Origin of the sequence: Bacillus yapensis, from assembly GCF_005280205.1 — a bacterium.
Classification (GTDB): domain Bacteria; phylum Bacillota; class Bacilli; order Bacillales; family Cytobacillaceae; genus Robertmurraya; species Robertmurraya yapensis.
This window is the reverse complement of sequence record NZ_SUND01000010.1, coordinates 69,284-89,123: the sequence shown is the minus strand read 5'-3', so window position 1 is coordinate 89,123 and position 19,840 is coordinate 69,284. Positions and strand designations below refer to the sequence as shown.

23 protein-coding genes are annotated in these 19,840 nt (G+C 38.6%); 1 reads left to right on the top strand and 22 read right to left on the bottom strand.

Annotated elements, in window-relative coordinates; translation table 11 throughout:
- The 5 genes from bshA to FAR12_RS13205 form a co-directional block, all read right to left on the bottom strand.
- Positions 1-1,140, bottom strand: a complete 1,140-nt coding sequence (gene bshA / locus FAR12_RS13225; protein WP_126409131.1) for an N-acetyl-alpha-D-glucosaminyl L-malate synthase BshA — start codon at positions 1,138-1,140, stop codon at positions 1-3.
- Between the two features lie 2 nt (positions 1,141-1,142).
- Positions 1,143-1,853: a bacillithiol biosynthesis deacetylase BshB1 gene (gene bshB1, locus FAR12_RS13220; RefSeq protein WP_126409130.1), complete on the bottom strand. Its 711-nt coding sequence runs from the start codon at positions 1,851-1,853 to the stop codon at positions 1,143-1,145.
- Positions 1,843-2,265, bottom strand: a complete 423-nt coding sequence (locus tag FAR12_RS13215; RefSeq protein WP_126409129.1) for a methylglyoxal synthase — start codon at positions 2,263-2,265, stop codon at positions 1,843-1,845. Before FAR12_RS13215 ends, bshB1 begins: the two co-directional genes overlap by 11 nt.
- An 85-nt stretch (positions 2,266-2,350) precedes the next feature.
- Complete coding sequence (gene dapB / locus FAR12_RS13210; RefSeq protein WP_126409128.1) at positions 2,351-3,151, bottom strand: 4-hydroxy-tetrahydrodipicolinate reductase; 801 nt, start codon at positions 3,149-3,151, stop codon at positions 2,351-2,353.
- Positions 3,152-3,156: 5 nt separating this feature from the next.
- Positions 3,157-3,492 (bottom strand): nucleotide pyrophosphohydrolase, encoded by a 336-nt coding sequence (locus FAR12_RS13205; protein WP_126409127.1) that lies wholly within the window; start codon positions 3,490-3,492, stop codon positions 3,157-3,159.
- Between the two features lie 161 nt (positions 3,493-3,653).
- On the opposite strand from FAR12_RS13205, the gene FAR12_RS13200 reads away from it, so the two are divergent.
- Positions 3,654-4,526 carry a YitT family protein gene (locus tag FAR12_RS13200; RefSeq protein ID WP_126409126.1) on the top strand — a complete coding sequence of 291 codons (873 nt, stop codon included), beginning with the start codon at positions 3,654-3,656 and terminating at the stop codon, positions 4,524-4,526.
- A 70-nt stretch (positions 4,527-4,596) separates the two neighbouring features.
- Here FAR12_RS13200 and FAR12_RS13195 read toward each other — a convergent pair whose 3' ends face one another.
- The 17 genes from FAR12_RS13195 to FAR12_RS13115 form a co-directional block, all read right to left on the bottom strand.
- Positions 4,597-5,274: a zinc metallopeptidase gene (locus FAR12_RS13195; protein ID WP_126409125.1), complete on the bottom strand. Its 678-nt coding sequence runs from the start codon at positions 5,272-5,274 to the stop codon at positions 4,597-4,599.
- Between the two features lie 110 nt (positions 5,275-5,384).
- Positions 5,385-6,173 (bottom strand): sporulation protein YpjB, encoded by a 789-nt coding sequence (gene ypjB, locus FAR12_RS13190; RefSeq protein ID WP_126409124.1) that lies wholly within the window; start codon positions 6,171-6,173, stop codon positions 5,385-5,387.
- Between the two features lie 104 nt (positions 6,174-6,277).
- Positions 6,278-6,871, bottom strand: coding sequence for a lipoprotein heptaprenylglyceryl N-acetyltransferase LhaT (gene lhaT / locus FAR12_RS13185; RefSeq protein WP_126409203.1), 594 nt, complete (start codon positions 6,869-6,871; stop codon positions 6,278-6,280).
- A gap of 105 nt (positions 6,872-6,976) precedes the next feature.
- Positions 6,977-7,747: a menaquinol-cytochrome c reductase cytochrome b/c subunit gene (locus FAR12_RS13180; RefSeq protein ID WP_126409123.1), complete on the bottom strand. Its 771-nt coding sequence runs from the start codon at positions 7,745-7,747 to the stop codon at positions 6,977-6,979.
- 53 nt (positions 7,748-7,800) lie between these two features.
- Positions 7,801-8,475 carry a menaquinol-cytochrome c reductase cytochrome b subunit gene (gene qcrB, locus FAR12_RS13175; RefSeq protein WP_126409122.1) on the bottom strand — a complete coding sequence of 225 codons (675 nt, stop codon included), beginning with the start codon at positions 8,473-8,475 and terminating at the stop codon, positions 7,801-7,803.
- Positions 8,476-8,478: 3 nt separating this feature from the next.
- Positions 8,479-8,985, bottom strand: coding sequence for a QcrA and Rieske domain-containing protein (locus FAR12_RS13170; protein ID WP_126409121.1), 507 nt, complete (start codon positions 8,983-8,985; stop codon positions 8,479-8,481).
- A 149-nt stretch (positions 8,986-9,134) separates the two neighbouring features.
- Positions 9,135-9,599 (bottom strand): YpiF family protein, encoded by a 465-nt coding sequence (locus FAR12_RS13165; RefSeq protein ID WP_126409120.1) that lies wholly within the window; start codon positions 9,597-9,599, stop codon positions 9,135-9,137.
- Between the two features lie 123 nt (positions 9,600-9,722).
- Positions 9,723-10,268 carry a ReoY family proteolytic degradation factor gene (locus FAR12_RS13160; RefSeq protein WP_126409119.1) on the bottom strand — a complete coding sequence of 182 codons (546 nt, stop codon included), beginning with the start codon at positions 10,266-10,268 and terminating at the stop codon, positions 9,723-9,725.
- Positions 10,269-10,296: 28 nt separating this feature from the next.
- Positions 10,297-11,562: a tetratricopeptide repeat protein gene (locus FAR12_RS13155; RefSeq protein ID WP_126409118.1), complete on the bottom strand. Its 1,266-nt coding sequence runs from the start codon at positions 11,560-11,562 to the stop codon at positions 10,297-10,299.
- Positions 11,563-11,655: 93 nt separating this feature from the next.
- Positions 11,656-12,351: a hypothetical protein gene (locus tag FAR12_RS13150; RefSeq protein ID WP_246010389.1), complete on the bottom strand. Its 696-nt coding sequence runs from the start codon at positions 12,349-12,351 to the stop codon at positions 11,656-11,658.
- Positions 12,352-12,702: 351 nt separating this feature from the next.
- Positions 12,703-13,992: a 3-phosphoshikimate 1-carboxyvinyltransferase gene (aroA, locus tag FAR12_RS13145; protein ID WP_126409116.1), complete on the bottom strand. Its 1,290-nt coding sequence runs from the start codon at positions 13,990-13,992 to the stop codon at positions 12,703-12,705.
- A 13-nt stretch (positions 13,993-14,005) separates the two neighbouring features.
- Positions 14,006-15,112, bottom strand: a complete 1,107-nt coding sequence (locus FAR12_RS13140) for a prephenate dehydrogenase (protein ID WP_126409115.1) — start codon at positions 15,110-15,112, stop codon at positions 14,006-14,008.
- A 24-nt stretch (positions 15,113-15,136) separates the two neighbouring features.
- On the bottom strand, positions 15,137-16,237 hold the full coding sequence (gene hisC / locus FAR12_RS13135) for a histidinol-phosphate transaminase (protein ID WP_126409114.1): 1,101 nt from the start codon (positions 16,235-16,237) through the stop codon (positions 15,137-15,139).
- 31 nt (positions 16,238-16,268) lie between these two features.
- Positions 16,269-16,631, bottom strand: a complete 363-nt coding sequence (aroH, locus tag FAR12_RS13130; protein WP_126409113.1) for a chorismate mutase — start codon at positions 16,629-16,631, stop codon at positions 16,269-16,271.
- Between the two features lies 1 nt (position 16,632).
- On the bottom strand, positions 16,633-17,718 hold the full coding sequence (gene aroB, locus FAR12_RS13125; protein WP_126409112.1) for a 3-dehydroquinate synthase: 1,086 nt from the start codon (positions 17,716-17,718) through the stop codon (positions 16,633-16,635).
- Complete coding sequence (gene aroC, locus FAR12_RS13120) at positions 17,718-18,890, bottom strand: chorismate synthase (protein WP_126409111.1); 1,173 nt, start codon at positions 18,888-18,890, stop codon at positions 17,718-17,720. The genes aroB and aroC overlap by 1 nt, the downstream gene beginning before the upstream one ends.
- Before the next feature lie 171 nt (positions 18,891-19,061).
- Positions 19,062-19,835: a CheR family methyltransferase gene (locus tag FAR12_RS13115; RefSeq protein ID WP_126409110.1), complete on the bottom strand. Its 774-nt coding sequence runs from the start codon at positions 19,833-19,835 to the stop codon at positions 19,062-19,064.
- Between the last annotated feature and the right edge of the window lie 5 nt (positions 19,836-19,840).

Genomic DNA, 19,840 nt, shown 5'->3' with positions numbered 1-19,840 from the left:
TTATTCACCTTTATTAAATAGTTCATAATAGAGCGCTTCATACTGCTCGACAATGATTTCTCCTCTAAACTTCTCGTTTACGACACTTAGAGACTGCTCTGAAAAATGCTTATGAAGCTTAGCATCTGTTAAGATATCTAATGCTTTCCTTGAGATTTCGTCTACGTTCCCTAATTCACAAATATACCCATTTACTCCATCGGTAATAACTTCAGGCAACCCACCGATATTCGTTCCAATACATGGCACACCGCAGGCCATCCCTTCTAACGCTACTAAACCAAAGCTCTCTTTCTCAGATAGAAGAAGCATGAGGTCACTAATAGAATACAGTTCCTCAAGATTATCCTGCTTCCCTAAAAAAAGTACCTTGTCACGTAAATTGAGCTGATCCACAAGCTTTGAAACTACCGTTATTTCAGGGCCATCTCCAATTAATAAGAGCTTCGCATCAATTTTCTGAGCAACTTGGTTAAAGGCCTTAACGACATCAGGAACCCTTTTGACTGCACGGAAGTTACTGACATGAATCAACACCTTCTCATTTGGCTTAATACCAAACTCCTCTTTCAAATGGGTCGCTTCTTGGCGTTTGTATACTCTTTCATCGATAAAATTGTATACTGGAACAATCGTTTTATCAGGGTTGATTAATTCATAGGTTTGATTAATAAGAGAATGGGATACGGCAGTAACTGTATCCGATTTCTCGATTCCAAATCGAATGGCATCGGTCAATGTTAAGTCATAGCCTAAAACAGTAATATCCGTACCATGAAGCGTTGTAACGATTTTTACATCCCGTCCACTCATTTGCTTCGCCAAAATCGCACATACAGCATGAGGAATGGCATAATGAACATGCAATAAATCGAGATTCTCTCGCTGAATAACCTCAGCCATTTTACTAGCTAATGCAATATCATAGGGAGGGTATTGAAAGACCGAATACTGGTTTACTTCAACCTGATGATAGTAAATATTATGATACATTTTTCTTAATCGAAACGGCAGACCTGATGAAATAAAATGAATCTCATGCCCTTTTTCGGCCAACAATTTTCCAAGCTCAGTCGCAACAACTCCAGAGCCGCCAACAGTTGGATAGCAAGTAATGCCTATTCTTAATTTTTTCGTCATTCTTATTCTCCTAGTAAATCCTTATTAAGAATAATCGGTGCTTTCACCTTAAATCCTTCTGCGTATTTGACGCCAACTTCTTTTCCAAAAAGCTTCTCCCTTGCCTTAACAGAATCTATATATCCATTCACCAATGGTGTATCAAAACTATTATCTGTTTTTAGAAACTGACTTTCATAGGCATTTAAGGACGCAATTTTTTGATCCATATATTCTGAAATTTCAACGACAAAGTCCGGTTTATGAAACCCGTTAATCATATAGTAAAAGATTTGACTTGGACGATATGGAGGAAAATCTTCATTCGTTTCAAATTTTCGAATGCCCGCTGAAAAAAAGGCTTCTTCTACTATTTTCGTACAGTTTCCATGGTCCGGATGTCGGTCGACAGAATACGGTGTAAAAATAATCTTAGGTCGATATTTACGAATAACATCAGCTACTTGCTTAATCGAATCTTCCGTTATGTATAACCCACGATCTGGGAGATGTAAGTTTTCCCGAACTTGAACTCCAATGATATCAGCAGCAGCTTTAGCTTCTTTTGATCTTGTATCAACAGTCCCATTTGAAGAAAGCTCCGCTCGAGTCAAGTCGCATATCCCTATTCTTTTCCCTTGGCTTGCATATTTTGCAATTGTGCCCCCCATGCCAATTTCCACATCATCGGCATGGGCTCCAAATGCTAAAATATCTAAATGATTAATTTCCATTTTGTTCTCCATTACGTTTTTCAATGACTTCTCGCCATGCTAAATCTCCACGTTCTAATCCTTTTATGATAACCTCTGCAGTTCCCATATTTGTTGCAAGCGGAACTAAGTAGACATCACATAAGCGAATTAAAGCGGAAACATCTGGCTCATGCGGCTGTGCTGTTAAAGGATCGCGAAAGAAAAGCACGATATCCATTTGATTTTTTGCAATCATTGCTCCAATTTCTTGATCTCCACCAAGTGGACCTGATTGAAATCGGTGCACTTTTAACCTTGTTGCTTCCATAATTCTCGTTCCGGTTGTTCCTGTACCATATAACTCATGCTCTTTTAAGATTTCCTCATAAGCTGTTGCAAAACGAACCATGTCGTCTTTTTTCTTGTCGTGAGCGATTAATGCGATTTTCATCGGTATCCCCTCAATTCAACTTCAGATTTTATCTATTTGTAAAAATCTAGTTGCAACATTTGTATTTAGTAATACTAAAAGAACCTTAGTCAATAATATTTTCTAATCCGTATACAAACGAATCAATGTTCATAACAGTATCAACTGCTAGCTTCACACCTGACATAAATGAAGCACGATTATATGAATCGTGGCGAATCGTTAACGTTTGGCCTTCTGAACCAAACATTACTTGTTGATGAGCGATAAGTCCAGGGAGACGAACAGAATGAATGTGCATGCCATCGAAATCGGCTCCTCTAGCACCAGCAATTGTTTCTTTTTCATTCGGATGTCCTTGCTTTTTCTGCTCTCTTACTTCGGCAATCATTTGCGCAGTTTTCACTGCAGTACCAGACGGAGCATCTAACTTTTGATCATGGTGTAACTCGATGATTTCCACATCGTTAAAATATTTGCCTGCTAATTGAGCAAATTTCATCATCAAAACGGCCCCAATCGCGAAATTTGGAGCAATAATACAACCAATTTCTTTTTCCTGACAAAGTCTCTCAAGCTCTAGTAAATTTTCTTGTGTAAACCCCGTTGTTCCTACTACTGGACGAACTCCATGTAGCATTGCTGTTTTTGTATGGTGCATGCCCATTTCTGGAGTCGTTAGATCGATTAGAACATCCGCCTTTATCTCCGCAAGACATTTTTCAATTTCGCCGTAAACCGGAATATGTATAGTTTCAAAACCTTCTATGTCGTGTAATTCTTTTCCATCATGCTTATAATCGATTGCTGCTACAAGTTCATAGTTTTCCGTACTCTGCACTAGCTGTACTGCTTCTTTTCCCATTCTTCCTCTTGGTCCTGCAATAATGACTTTTACCTGTGTCATTTCAATCACTCCTCTTCAATCCTTGTCCAACGATCTTTGTCTCTCGTGTTAAATTTTTTCATAACTCGATTATGCGCTTCTTCTAAATCAATGTCTAAAGAATTAGCCAAGCAAGTGATGACAAAAAGCACATCTCCTAGTTCTTCTTCAATCGTTTTTTCATCCTCGGTTGCCTTTTTGGGCTTTTCTCCATAATAATGGTTTACTTCCCGAGCCAATTCACCTAATTCTTCCGTCAATCTCGCCATCATGGCAAGTGGACTGAAGTATCCTTCTTTAAATTGACTAATATATGCATGAACTTCTGCTTGAAGCTCCTTGACTGTCTTGTCCTTTTCCATGAGTTACACCTCTCTTAAAAAGCTCAATATAGTAATTTTAGTTAATAAATAGAGTTATTACAAATATTATTTCTCTAGGCATTTCTTGCCATCGGAATTTACTTCCCTTATAATTAAAGCGTTTTAGAGAGTTAAGGAATAGAAAGAGAGGACCATCATCAATGCTCTTTGGACTTAAGATAAAAAGTATTTTATTGATATTGCTTGGATCAGCTATATTTTCGTTTGGAATCGTTCATTTTAATATGCAAAACAATCTTGCAGAGGGAGGATTTACAGGGATCACACTACTCCTCTATTTCCTCTTTGATCTAGATCCATCATACACCAACCTTATCCTTAATATTCCCGTCTTTATAATCGGGTGGAAGCTCTTAGGGAGAAATGTGTTTTTGTATACACTCATTGGTACAATCAGCGTTTCCGTCTTTCTTTGGATATTCCAACGCTATCGATTTAACATTCCGCTAAATGACGATTTAGCACTCGCTGCTCTTTTTGCAGGTGTTTTTATCGGGATTGGTTTGGGGATCATTTTCCGTGCTGGGGGTACGACCGGAGGCGTCGATATCATTGCTAAGCTAGCCCAAAAATATCTAGGCTATAGTATGGGAAAAGCAATGTTTATGTTTGATGCAGTCGTAATCACACTATCACTCATTTTATATCTCGACTATCGTGAAGCGATGTACACGATCGTTGCAGTATTTGTTGCCGCACGGGTAATCGATTTTATGCAAGAAGGAGCCTATTCGGCTAGAGGGGCAATGATTATTTCTGATATGAACGATGAAATCTCTGAAAAAATCATGAAGGAAATGGACCGAGGAGTTACAGCGTTAAAGGGACACGGCTCTTTTACGAAACAAGAAAAAAATGTGCTCTACTGCGTTGTTGGTAGAAATGAAATTGTCCGTTTAAAAAACCTTGTCACGTCTGTTGATCCACACGCCTTTGTTTCAGTAAGTGTTGTACATGACGTGCTCGGGGAAGGTTTTACATTAGATGAAAATAAAAAACCAATTGAACGATAAGGCTCTTTTCACAATCGACAACAGCGAACGATAAAAGACAGCCGATGGCCAATGGCCAGCGGCTGTCTTTTTAATCTTCTCTTTGCATTCCCGTATAAATTAAGACTAAACGAACTAATTCTAATACCGCTACAGCTGCTGCCGCTACATAGGTTAATGCTGCTGCGTTAAGGACTTTCTTTGTTTCTCTTTCTTCCTCATTACGAATGATTCCAAGAGAGACTACTTGATCCATTGCGCGGTTTGAAGCATTGAATTCCACTGGGAGTGTAACAAGCTGAAATAGTACTGCTGCAGCCATGAAAATTATCCCTAATAATAACATTCCAGACAATTGAGCAAATATCCCTATCATAATCAGTACCCAGGAAAAATTTGAACCAATATTCGCTACAGGAACTAATGCATGGCGGATGCGCAATGCAGCATAATCCTGCTGGTCTTGAATTGCATGGCCAACCTCATGGGCTGCGATTGCTACTGCCGCTACAGAATGTCCATGATAGTTTTCCGAAGATAGGCGAACCGTTTTCGAACGTGGATCATAATGGTCGGTTAAGCGTCCTCTTGTTTCTACAACTTCTACATTATATAAACCATTACTGTCAAGAATTCTTCTAGCTACCTCAGCACCTCTCATATGTGAAGAAGAAGCTACTCGTGAATATTTTGTATATGCACTTTTCACTTTAACTTGAGCCCATATTGGTATGAGCACAATCAGAGCAAAATAGATGATGAATCCCATTTATTATTCATTCCTCCAATTACATGTTGTTACTTTTATTCTAAGGATAGTTATTTAAGGAGTCAATTAAAGAGTACTTGTCGGTTTAATCATTTTTCGCTAGGTTTAGCCTACATTCTCTTTTTCGCTCTTTCCCGTTCTTTTTCACCTTTATACTTTCTCCAGCCTACATAGGATAATGTAACAATGATAATACTTCCAGTCGTAATGATTACCCACCAAAGTGAAGGGTCTGCCTCATCCTCTGACATATCATCAAAAAGAGCTTTCAAGTCTGCCTCCAAAACTTCTATTTCTTGCCTGCTTTTATCATCACTCAGTATCTTTGCGCGATATTCATCAATGAAATTGATTCGGGCATCGATGTTTTGAACCCTTTGAATGGGCGCATCTATTTTTATGCTCGGATAGATGACTTCATAAAGAGATAGAAAGGAATTTAAATGAGCATGAAATTGTTCATTTTCTCCCTGTAAGGCAGCTTCCTTCATGCCACCAAGCACCGTCATCATAGGGTCCTCCATTTGAGTCCAAAGTGGTTGGTTCGAGGATGTAATGGCATCTATTGCAAGCCGAAACTTCGTCACCCTATTTATCCGTTCATCATGATTCATACTCCCGTCTCCCATTGCTTCAATAGCCTCATTTTGAGCAATGGTAACGATTCGCTTTTCATCTATGGAGAAAACGTCGTTTTCCATCGTGTACGTGAAAAACTCATTCGAAAAATACTCTAACAGCTTCTTAGCATCCTCGTAGCGCGAGGATTTAACCATTCGTAATGCTTCATCAGATATTTGATCAAGCTTCTCTATTGAGGATATATGATGATTAGCGTGAATCGTTACTGGTGCTAGAATTAGTATGATGATTATAAATAGTGCTACTTTGAATTTCATTCTTGTCCCCCCTCATATTACTATTAAATCGTATGAAAAGGTGGACAAGGTTAGACCAAAAAGATGAGCTTCTAATATTAGTTTCTAGGCTAATTGTAGTAAGATTATCTTATCGAAAGTGAAAACCTATTTTTCCGCAAGACAAAATAATACGCCACTCCAATGGATGCCATGCTTAACCAAAATGTAAAATACCCTATTTGAGGGATATAAGCATCGAGCATATGATACCTTGGAAGCATGAAAAATACGTAATCAATCACATCATTATGTAAGGTCCAAATTGCAGTTACGACTAAATGCCAAAGCTTAAATCGATAAAAAGGTGAATAGAGCACACCCTGTACAGCCATTGCCCCATGAGATACCATCAGCATTAACCCAATGCCGTCTAGTTCACCTGAAACGATGAACACCAATAGATTCATGACGACTGCCCAGATTCCATACTTCACGAGGGTAACTATGGCAAGCGCTTCAAATAACGGCCAATTCTTCCCAATCAAAAACGCTACTAATACAAATAAGAAAAAAAGACTCGCAGTTGGGCTATCCGGTACAAAAGCCAAAAATTTCGTCGGCGTATCGGCTAACTGATATTTATACCAGTAATATCCGTAGGCTGTACCAAAGAAATTGACCAATAGTAGCAGGTATAGTACCGAGCGATTACCTAAAATTGAGTAAATCCATTTCAACATCTTCACCTCTTAATTGTCATTCACATAACTTCTCTAAGATTAACACATATCACTCTTTGGCTCGTATAAAAAAAGCCGACGATTACTCGTCAGCTTTTATCATTATTCACTCTTAATACTTGAAATGAAATCTGCTAATACCTTTAGCTCTTCATCTGTGCCTTTGAACATACCAGCAGGCATTGCGCCTCTACCGTTCTTAGCAATGTCAGAGATTTCTTCTGGTGTTAAACCATTATCCACAAGAGCCGGTGAACCTGCTCCACCTTGGAGATCTCCTCCGTGACAGCTCGTACAGCCATTTGTTTCAAATATTTTATAACCATCAGATTCCTTATCAATTTCTGCTTCAGCAACAATCTTACCTTGTTCCTTAGCAGCTTCCCAATCGTGATGGGCAACTGATTCCCATGTTAGAAAAGTGATTCCTGCTAAAGCAAGAAGCATAAATCCTGTTGCTAATGGACGCTTGGATGGACGGCGCTCTGGTCCTCTATCAATAAATGGAGCCAATAATAAGGCACCAAACGCAAGTCCAGGAATTACAAGAGCCCCAATGATATTATATGGACCTGATGCATAAGAATATTTCAATAATTGATATAAGAATAAGAAATACCAGTCAGGTAATGGAATATAAGCTGTATCACTAGGATCCGCAATTTTTTCAAGCGGAGATGGATGAGCAGCAGTTAAACATAAAAACCCTACAAGAAAAACAGCTCCAATTAGCCATTCCTTTAAAAGAAAGTTCGGCCAAAAAGCTTCTGTTTTACCAGGGTATTCCGAATAATCTTTCGGAATATTTGGTTTACGTCCTGAAGCTGGGACACGTGAGTCGCCAACAAACTTCATACCTTTTCCACGATGCATTGGGCAATTCCCCTCCTTTTAAGAATTCACAAATCTTGAGTTTGAGTTTGATTTTACAATGGACCTGAAATACCCTGTTTACGAATCATCATGAAGTGGGCAGCCATCAATGCAAACAATGCAGCCGGTAAGAAGAATACATGAATCGCAAAGAATCGAGTGATTGTTTGAGCACCTACAATGTCAGAATGTCCAGCAAGGAGGATTTTCAAATATTCACCGATAAACGGTACTGATTCAATAATCGTTATCGTAACTTTAGTCGCGAATAACGCTTTCATATCCCAAGGTAATAAATATCCTGTCAATCCAAGTGCAAGCATGACAAAGAAAATTAAAACCCCAACAATCCAGTTAAGTTCACGTGGTTTCTTATATGCCCCTTGGAAGAAAACACGTAAAGTATGTAAGAACATCATTACAATAACTAAACTCGCACCCCAGTGGTGCATTCCGCGTACGATTTGCCCGAAAGCAACTTCATTTTGTAAATAATAAATAGATTCCCATGCATTTTTAATATCCGGAACATAGTACATTGTTAAGAACATACCGGATAAAATTTGAATAACAGTTACAAAGAACGTAAGACCACCGAAACAGTAAACAAATGCTGAAAAATGATGCGCAGGGTTTACGTGTTCAGGTACCTCATGGTCAGCAATGTCGCGCCACAAAGGCGTAATGTCTAAACGCTCATCTACCCAATCATAAATTTTGTTTAACAATGATTACGCCTCCTTTCGCGGTTCTGCTTTACCTAATGCTAAGTAACCATCCACTTCTTTGTATGGGTACACATCAAGCGGTGCCGCTGGTGGTGTACCTGGTACGTTTGTACCATCTTTAGTGTAAAGACCACCATGACATGGACAATAGAAATGTTCTGGGTTTGCCTTATCTTTATTCCAGTCAACTGTACAACCTAAATGTTTACAGATAGGAGATAATGCAATAACTTCACCATTTTCATCCTTGTATACCCATGCAGTATTCGTTACTTCAGAAGTATACCAAGCATCTTTTTGATCAAAAGTAAAGTCTACGCGAACTGGTTCGTTTGTAAGATCAGAGATTTTCTTATCAGTCACAACGAAATCGCCAGCCGCATTGTGCTGTAAAACAGGGTCAACTGCAAAACGGACCATTGGCATTAGCATTCCAGCAGCCATAAATCCACCTACACCAGTTAGTGTATAGTTTAGGAATTGACGTCTTGTTACACGTTGTTTGCTCATACCTTTCCCCCCTCTATTATGAAATCGTAGTCCAACGGACATAATTCAACACAATATAAAACTAGGACATAACCATGATATATCAATCTATACTTAAGGTCAATATAATAAATTACTAAAGGTTACCAACTGTGTGACCAAAATCTCAATTAGTCATTATTTTGCCACTTTTTCACGAATAAATGAATTAATTGTTGAACTTGGTCCTCTAATATTGAATTACGATACTTTTCATCCATGCTTTCAAGGGGTAAAGAAGGTAGCCAAATTAGTGTTCCGTCAAAGCTTTCTTCTCTAGATCTCCAGTCACTGTCAGATGTCAAATAGAATACATGATTAAATTTTTGATTTTGAAATTCAGCTTCCCAACGTTTAATATCATCTACTAGTACGTCATCAGAATTGTTTTTTAAATATGTATAGCCTGGCAGCATGAGAATTCGCCCTTTGAATTGACGTTCAAGCTGTATCGATAATAAAGAAATAAATTCTGTCATCGAGGTAGTTTGCTTTATATCATCTCCAAACGAAATCGGAAATAAAGGTAGTACTACCGTATCTACATATTCCTTTGCCCCTAAATACATATCAATATCGTTTGCGACCCACTTCATAACATCACTCCACCTTATAAAATTCTTTTTAATCATATCACTACAAATACACCCTTACCAAACGAAATTTTGTATACAGTAGGCAAAATAAAAAGCCTGCATTTAGCAAGCTTTGAAAAGTATTTAATCTTTTTGAAGTTGACTCAATTCCTTCGCTAATTTCTCAAAAGTGGCTTTGTCTTGATTGTCTAAAGCCTCATCAATTAGACGAAGCAATTTCTCTCTCTGGAAATTTTTCAGACTTGATGAAAGAAATTTCTCTGCAATGAGCCGGTCCTTTTCGCTAATTTGAAGACTCTTTGGCATGAATGGATTTTCTTCTAGTACAGCAGCATATTGATGAGCTTTATTCGATGCGTGAAAATTAAGTTGGATATAAATCTCCTCATCTCTATTCAAACGAATGTCATGAAATGATTTTTCAGCATCGGTTGTCATTACATTTTCTTTGTAGAATCGAAATGGCACCTCATCAACACAATGGGTTGACATGACAAGTCCACGAGGACAATATTGTGCTTGTTCTACAAAATGCACTTTCTCCATCAGCTGATCGTGGCTCATCAAATAATTTAAAATCCATACGCATTCCCGTCTTTTCAATTGGTAATGATTAAGGAACCAGCGAATAAAATCTTTTTTCTCGTTGACAGATACAGGGGTCTTCATCGCTTTTCCCTCCTCTGCGTGCAACTTTTTAATACAGCTGTTCTGAAAGTCTTTGTAATGTCTCCTCATACTCCTCGTTTGACGGATCCTTTTTAAGAAGCATACTAAATATTTCGATGGCCTCTTCCCTTTTTCCTTCTTCCATTAAAAAGTATCCATAATCTGAGAGAAAATCTAAATCATTCTTTAAAGAATTATATGCAAGTTGATATTTGTTTAATGCCTCAGAATATTTTTCCAAATGCTGTAACGCAACGGCCTCATCCCATATAAGTTGTGGTTCTTCAATGTCATTCTCATTAAATAACTCGATAATTTCTAACACATCTTCATATCGTTCTTGATGCAAGAGAAGCTTATTTAATGTAAGAGCCGCTTCAATGAACTCTGGATCGAGAACAAGCGCTTGTCTAAACTGGTTTTCCGCCTCTTCTTCATTGCCTAGCTTTAACGCAATTTTTCCGGCATAGAATGACAAATCCTTATTATATTCATCGTATCTTAGCCCTTCCTGTATCGCTTGGAAGCTGTTTTCTAAATCCTCTTCTCGCTCATACGACTTGGCTAAGTATAAGTATAAAGAATGGTACTCAGGATCTAACTCCTTCAATTCTGTAAATTTCTCGATCGCTGTCTTATTCATTCCTGCTTGATAGGCAGTTAGAGCATAATGGAATAATGTATTAATCTCCAAGCTATCTTCTAATGCTTTTTCATAATGAGTCAATGCTTCTTCAAATGCACCACCTGCACTATAAGCATCTCCTAATCTTTGATGAACATTTACACCAGCGATTTCGACCTCAACTGGCAGGACCTTGTCGTAAGCTCTTATCGCTTCAATAAACCTACCTTGTTCCATGTAAAGTTCACCTAAGGCAAAATCAATAATAAACTCATCAGGAAGCGTAGATTTTGCTTGAAGCAATTTCTGCTCACTCACTTCATATAACCCTTCCATTTGATATAAATCAGCCTGTAAGAGAAGGCTCTGAGGGTAACTTGGGTCATCCTCATGGATTTTATTTAAAGTTTGAAGAGCTTCATCCTCCTGTCCTTGCTCAATCGAAATTTCTGCAAGGTTGACGAGAATTTCTCCTTCCTCTGGGTAAGCTTCAAGAAGTCTTTCAAAAAGCTTTTTTGCTTCCTCTAAAAAGCCATATTGGAACAATTCTTCTCCAAGTAGTAATCGCTCATCATTTGTACCGTTCTTTAATATTTTTTCGTAACCAGCAAGCGCCTCTTCATGCTGACCGTTTTCTAAAAGAGTAATGATTTTATTAATCTTATCCATTTATTAATCCTTTCCCAAATCCCTAAATTAATAGTAGCTAGTCGTAATCATTATAAAGGAAAATCACGAATTGTACCCGTATGACGTTTTCGATTATTCCATTATAAAAAAGTTCGGAGTGTTTATAACAACATGTTCTCCAAATCCCGGTCGAAACAGAACATCTAGACCTGCTCTAATGACAGTTCCCTTATGAACCGTCACCTTTAACCGATCATTATATTTTTGAAAAAGCTCCTCCTCCATTATATTATTCCCCATATCTTCTTTCGCGTAAAAATTGTAGCTCACCTCTCCCCCTTGATGTATCCCCGATTTCAGAGGATAAATGCCCATCTTACATAAATGAAGGTGAGAAATGGGACCGTACGGAACTAATTCATCTTCTATAAATGGAATCTTCTCTTCGTAAAGTAAGCTTGTCCATCTTAATTTTGCTCGGTTTTTCATTCTTGCTTTGTCAGCCTTAAAAATAGGGATAAGTGGACTATTATACGGAAACATGGCCTCCCTTAGCCAGCCCCACGGTAGCCTCTCGAGCATCTCATCATCCTCAACCTCTACAAATATAGCAGGGACTTTTTCACGCCTACAATTTCTTAAAAAACTGGGCGTTAAAAGCTTGGGTTGTATTCTCACTCCAATACAATAGTCAATGGGGCTATTCAACAACCTCGTCTTCATTTTATTGAGAATAGGTTTTAACAAATGCTCCTTTTCGACTTCCACATAGGTTAAGAACATCGTGCACCCTTTGTTAAGGAATTCCTCAATATAATATTGTTTCATCATAGGAAATGAGGCATCTTCAGGGATTTGGGGACTGAATAGAATGTGAGGCTTGGTCATGATAAAAGAATTCGCATTTACCCTCATGTGTGTAAACCTTTTAAAAGTAGATCTTAGCGAATGAAATCTTTCATCCTTAATTAACAGGGAGATTCGCTCTAACTTGTCCTCTTTTAATACATTTGCGTCCTCAATAATATATGTCATAAAACCACCCTCTACAACGGTCTTATGACAAGCTATGCTGTTTTGAAAAAATATATGTAGGTTTTTTCTCACCATTCAAGACAGTAGGTTTGAGTGGCAAATGCATCAACATTTAAGAAAAGCTGCAGACGACTGCAGCTCTAATTAATTATGAAGCAAACGATTTAGATGACTAAAAAAGTTTGGATATGAAACTGAAATTGCCTCTTGATTTTCAAGAGTGGTTTCTTCTTTACAAATCAGAGCAGCAATAGCAAGCATCATCCCAATTCGATGATCACCGTGACTATTTACTGATCCACCTGATAGTGTAGTTTTGCCATGGATGATCATACCATCATCAGTCGCTTCGATGTTCGCTCCCAATTTTTTAAGTTCATTCACAACCGTATCGATACGATTGGTTTCTTTCACTTTAAGCTCTTCCGCATCCTTAATAATAGTAGTTCCTTCTGCTTGTGTCGCAAGCAAAGCAATTACAGGAATTTCATCGATCAGTCTTGGGATTGTGTCTCCGCCGATCGTGATTCCCTTTAAGGAAGATGTTCTTATAATAATATCCCCAACAGGCTCGAAACTTTCTTTCTCATTCACGATTTCAAAATCAGCACCCATTGCCTCTAGTACATCAAGGATTCCTGTTCTTGTCGGATTGAGTCCCACATTTTTTAACATGATCTCACTGTTAGGCACAATCGCACCTGCTACAAGGAAAAAGGCAGCTGAAGAAATATCACCTGGTACGTGGACATCAGCTGCTTTTAGAGCTTGACCGCCTTGTACAGTAATCGAAAGTCCATCAACTTCTACTTCTCCACCAAAATGTTTAATCATTCGCTCTGTATGATCTCTCGTTTTTGAAGGCTCAATGACTTTTGTTTTTCCATTCGCCTGAAGACCTGCTAATAAAATAGAAGATTTAACCTGCGCACTTGCAACAGGCAATTGATATTCCATTCCTTCCAGATTTCCTCCTCTGACCGAAATAGGTGTGTATTCTCCACCATTTCTTCCGTCAATATCTGCCCCTAAGCTACGAAGCGGTTTAGTGACCCTTGTCATCGGTCTTTTGCCAATTGAGTCGTCTCCAATTAAAGTAGAAAAGAACGGACGACCTGCTAAAATTCCAAGCATAAGTCGGATCGTAGTCCCTGAATTACCGACATCAAGAATATCTTTCGGCTCAACTAGTCCATCAAGTCCCTGTCCATAAACGATTACTTTTTCTTCATCAAGTTCGATTTTAACCCCAAGCTTTCGAAAGCAAGCAATCGTACTTAAACAATCATCACCAGTTAAAAAATTCGTTACAGTTGTTTTCCCTTCTGCAATTGCTCCAAACATAATCGAACGGTGGGAAATCGATTTATCTCCAGGAATCGTTATTTGTCCCTGTAATCGGCTTTTATTTATTGATAATAGTGTTGTTTTCATATCATCATCCCTTTTATAACCCCATTGACGTTTCATAGTTCGTATAACGTTTTATACATTGTTCCGCTTTTTCACGATCCTCTTCCGTTTGAAAGCTTATGACAAGAACACCGTATATTCCTTCGCGCGCCTCGCGAATGCGAATATTCGTTAAACTAATATTCTCTTTGGCCAAATAGCCCGTAATTTCTGAAATGATCCCCGGATAATCAGGAATATCTACAAATAAATCATAAAAAGCTGGGATCGCTCCCTTTTCTTTGATTGGCATTTCATCTCGAAATCGTTTTGCTTGGAAAAAGTATTCGTAGATGTCTTCCTCTTTTTCCTCTTGGAGCATTTGCGAGATCTTTTCCATCTCACTCTTCCATTCTTGCAATAACTCAATAAGAACCGACTTATTATGTAAAGAAATATCTCTCCACATTTCCGGGCTACTAGACGCAATACGTGTAATATCTCGAAAGCCTCCAGCAGCAAGGCGTGTGATCAGATTTTGCTTCAAGCTCGTTTTCTCCGCCTGATGAACAAGGGAAGCAGCAATAACATGAGGAAAGTGACTAATCACCCCTGTTATGTAATCATGCTCCTCTGGCATCACTTGTAAAAATCTTGCCTTCGTTCCCATTAACCAGTTTTGGAGTTTTTCAACATCCTCCATTCTAGTATCCTTTTCTGGAGTTAATAAATAAAAGGCGTTTTCGAACAGAATGGATTTAGCAGCTGTTACTCCACTTTTGTGGGAACCTGCCATCGGATGCCCGCCAATAAAGGTAAGTCCCTTTTCTTTTAGGCAAGTTGCTTTTTTGACGATTTCTAATTTGGTGCTCCCTGCATCAGATATGATGACATTATCCTTCAAAGGTACATCACAAAGAAGTTCAATGATTCTTTCCACTTCCTTAACAGGGGTGGCAATCAAAATCAAATCCGCTCGAGCCGCACCTTTTGGAATGTCATCGATGATTTCATCAATGACCCCAAGCATTTTTCCTAGTTGACTCTGTTTTTCGCTAACATCGTAGCCCATAATCGTTGCATCTGGATGCTCATTTTTTATACAAAGAGCCAGTGAACCCCCGATAAGTCCTAGCCCAATCACAAAAACATGCCCGTTCAAGAGATCACCTGCTTTTACTACAGTTTAGCGTACAAATTCTGTCGATGAGATGTATTCTTTAATTACATTCAATAGTCCACTATTTTCTTCTTCAGAGCCTACGGTTATACGTACGCTTGTTGGGAAGCCGAGGGCAACACCCGAACGAACGATGTAACCACGCTCAAGTAAATATTGAAATACTTCGTTCCCATTCACCTTGAAGTCAATCAATATAAAGTTCCCTTGTGACGGCAGATATGAGAGGTTATTTTCCTCACAAAATTGATAAAATTGTGCCATACCTTCACGATTTTTTTGCTTACAAGCTTCTACGTATTCCTGATCCTCTAGAGCTGAAATCGCCGCTGCTTGTGCAAAAGTATTGGCATTAAAAGGTTCACGTACCGGTTCAAGCGCTCGTATAACCGTTTCATTTCCAACTCCGTAACCAATTCGAAGACTCGCTAATCCATAAATTTTAGAGAAGGTGCGTAAGACGATTACGTTTTCAAATCGTTTCGCCAATTCAATTGCATCATAATAATCCTCAGCGACCACATACTCGTAATAAGCCTCGTCTAGAACAACTAGTGTTTCTTGTGGCACTCTTTCTAAAAAGGATACTAATGTGCTTTCATTAATATATGTACCTGTTGGGTTATTCGGGCTACATACCCAAACAACATTTGTTTTATCATCAATAGCAGTTAGCATGGCTTCTAAGTCATGATCTCCATTAATCAAAGGAATTTCCCGAACCTCAGCTCCCTCAATCACTGCATTGTGTTTGTACTGAGAGAAAGTCGGTACAGCCATTACCGTGTTATACCCTGGTCTCAAAAGTGCTCGTGAAATAATTTGAATAATATTGTCAGACCCATTTCCAAAAATCAACTCAGTAGGCTTCACATCAAGTTTTTTCGCAAGAGCCTCGCGAAGATCTGTTGCATATCCATCTGGGTATAAGGCAAGAGACTGATCAAATTCACGAATTGTTTTCAGAGCTTCTTTGGAGCATCCAAATGGATTTTCGTTTGAAGCTAGCTTCACAATTTTATCTAATCCGTATTGCCGTTTGACTGCTCCAATTGATTTACCTGGCTGGTACGGGGTTAGATTTAAAATCTCGTCTTTCCATCTCACAACAATCACCCACTCTATTTATTGATTTTGTCTATGCTTTTAAATCCGGTCTTAAAACGATTGCTTTCTCTAAATAAACATGGTGTATCTCTTCTTGTTTCTTCTCTGTATTCACATGTACCATCACACGGATACAATTTTTAAGAGAACCAACCACTGGAATTTCTCGCATACACATGACCGGGACATACGTCCATCCCTCTAACAGCCTTAAAGCTTTAGCTGGAAATGCGGCATCAATTTCTTCCGTAACAGAAATGAAGACAGAAGCTACCTTATCTGCCTCAATCCCATTTAAAGAAATAAGCTCATCCATCATTCTTTTTGTCGCTTCGACAATTAGCGCTTCTGTATTTTCTTCAATTGTAATAGCTCCCCTTACTCCTCTGAGCAAATTATTCCACCTCTCCTCGAAACATGTTTAAACTTTCCAATAAATATTGGTCATCTATTTCTTTTAATACCGGCTCGCCAATTTGATTTAAGAGCACAAATTGTACATGTCCACCAACCGATTTTTTATCCTGTTTCATTCTTTCTATTAACCTTTGATGATCCAACTGACTTGGAATTGCGATTTCATAGCCGAGCTTTTTCACCCAATTTTTGAACTGTGAAAGATTAAAAGAAAGACCAAGCAATTCACGACTTAGTTCTAACGCGAACACCATTCCGATCATTACCGCTTCTCCATGAGTTATTTTCCCGTAACCAGCTTCCCCTTCAATCGCGTGACCAAGAGTATGTCCTAGATTTAGGAACGCACGGACACCTGCTTCTTTCTCATCTTTTGAGACAAAGGAACCTTTAATAGCGATTCCTTTTTCTAGCATATAGGCAAACTGTTCTTCGCTTAATTGCTCTAAATTAGTGATATGCTCTTCTAACCATCGGTAAAAATCTAAATCAGATATAAGCGCTTCTTTAACCACTTCAGCAAACCCCGATCTTCTCTCATGGATTGGCAATGAGTGAAGGAACTCCAAATCATAGAAGACTGCTTCAGGTTGATAGAAAGCTCCAATCATATTTTTCCCTAATGGATGATTGATCGCTACTTTTCCACCTACAGCACTATCATGTGCGAGAATCGTCGTCGGAATTTGAATAAAAGGAATACCACGCATGTACGTGGCTGCTACAAAACCACTTACATCACCAACTGCTCCACCACCAAAAGCTAGAATTAATGATTTTCGATCAAGCTTTTTTTCTAAGGCAAAGGTCAAACACTGTTGATAAACCTCGAACGTCTTCGCGTATTCTCCATTTGGAACAGTATAAGATATCGGCTTAAAATCAGAAAGGACACTTACCAATAACGATAAGTATCTCTCTCCTACATTTTCATCCGTAATAATTAATAGATTCGTTAAGGACGGAAATTTTTCTTTTAGAAAACTCCCGAGTTCTTCAATGACACCAGTGCCAACATAAACAGGGTAATCCTTAGAAGTTGTATGTATCGTTAACCCTTCCATTAGAACTCCCTCGCATATTGACGCTGTTTTTCTACCGTATCGATTAATATATCTAGGCGATCAGCATAAAATTGGTCGACAATTGCAGAAGCAATCTCCCAAGCAACCGCATGCTCTGCCACAACTGCTGCAGCAGGTACAGCACAGCTGTCCGAACGCTCAATACTTGCAGTAAAAGGTTCTTTTGTATCAATATCGACACTTTGAAGAGGTTTGTATAAGGTCGGGATTGGTTTCATCACTCCACGAACGACAATAGGCATCCCCGTCGTCATTCCTCCCTCAAATCCACCTAATCGATTTGATTTACGATAATATCCCTCTTGTTCATTCCAAGCGATTTCATCGTGAACTTCACTACCTGGCTTATGAGCGGCCTCAAAACCAATGCCAAATTCAACGCCCTTAAAAGCGTTGATGCTGACGATCGCCGCTGCTAGTTTGGCATCGAGCTTGCGATCATAGTGAACATAGCTTCCGACACCAGGAGGCATTCCTTCGACAATAACTTCAACAATTCCTCCGATTGAGTCGCCATTTTCCTTTGCTTGATCAATTGCTTTCATCATTTCTACTTCGGCTTTCGGATCAAGACAGCGAACTGGGGAATTTTCCGTAATTTCTTTCAATGATTTTATTGATTCATAATCTCGAACTTCACTTTTTACTCCACCAATTTCCACAACATGTGAAGCTACTTCGATCCCCAATAAAGATAAAAGTTTCTTAGCTACTGCACCAGCAGCCACCCTCACAGTTGTTTCACGAGCGGATGAACGTTCAAGAACATTTCGCAAATCGCGATGCCCATATTTCAAACCACCATTTAAATCAGCATGACCAGGGCGAGGACGAGTGATCTTACGTTTCACTTCTTCTCCCTCATCAAGCTCTAATGGTTCTTGACCCATAATCTTTGTCCAATGTTTCCAGTCGTTATTCTCTACAACTAAGGCCACTGGAGAACCAAGGGTAAGTCCATGTCTAATTCCACTAGCAATTTGAGCCGTATCTTTTTCAATTTGCATTCTTCGACCGCGGCCATACCCTTTTTGACGTCTTGCTAATTCTTCATTAATATCCTCAGCAAGTAATGGCATGCCAGCCGGTAATCCTTCGATAATTGTTGTTAATTGGGGACCATGTGACTCTCCCGCTGTTAAATATCTCATAAACTCTTTCCTCCTTCAACGCTTTAAAGGATTATGTACCAATATAACATACGTTCCAAAATAAAAATAGTATAAGATTGAAAATATTAGAAATTTACATCTTCATACTGAAGTTGCCTTTATTCTATCATAGCTTTTTTCAAGAATAGAAAAATAGAGCCTAAATTGGCTCTAATTTTTCTTATAGAAGAAGGTATCCTCAGTCTCAAAACCATACACACTCGGATTGAAAATTTGCTCCGTACTCCCAACGAAAAAGATTCCGTCCTGTTTTAGCGCGCCTGAGAATTTTTTATAAAGGATATCCTTCGCATCCTCTGTAAAATAGATTAAAACATTGCGACAGACAATTAAATCAAATGGACCACCGAATGGGTCGGCAAGTAAATTCAGTTTTTTAAAGGTAACAGTTTTCTTAATCTCTTCCGAAATTTTAAAAAAGCTCCCATCCTGTGTAAAATATTTTCTTTTCATTTCTTCAGGGACTTCATTAAGAGACCTTTCAGGATAAGCCCCCGTTTTTGCCCTTGCAATCACATTTTCATCGATATCCGTTGCCAAAATTTGCACTTGGGAAAGTGGCATAAATTTGGATAAAATCATCGCAATCGTATACGGTTCTTCCCCAGTTGAACAAGCAGCACTCCATATTTTCAGGCGACCATTTTTTTCGAGTAATTTGGGAAGTAGTTTTTTCTCAAGGACTTCCCACCTCTTCCCATTACGATAAAATTCAGATACATTTATGGTCATTCTATCAAGAAATTCCTCTAATAACTTTCTATCTTCACTGACGGCCAGGTAATATTCTTGGAAAGAACGAAAGCCTCTTTTTTCATATAGAGAAGTCAGTCTTCTTTTCATTTGAGCTTCCTTATATAGAGCGAGATCAATTCCTGTTTTTTTCTTAATATTTACGACAAACTGTTCATAGTCTTGTACCATATCTA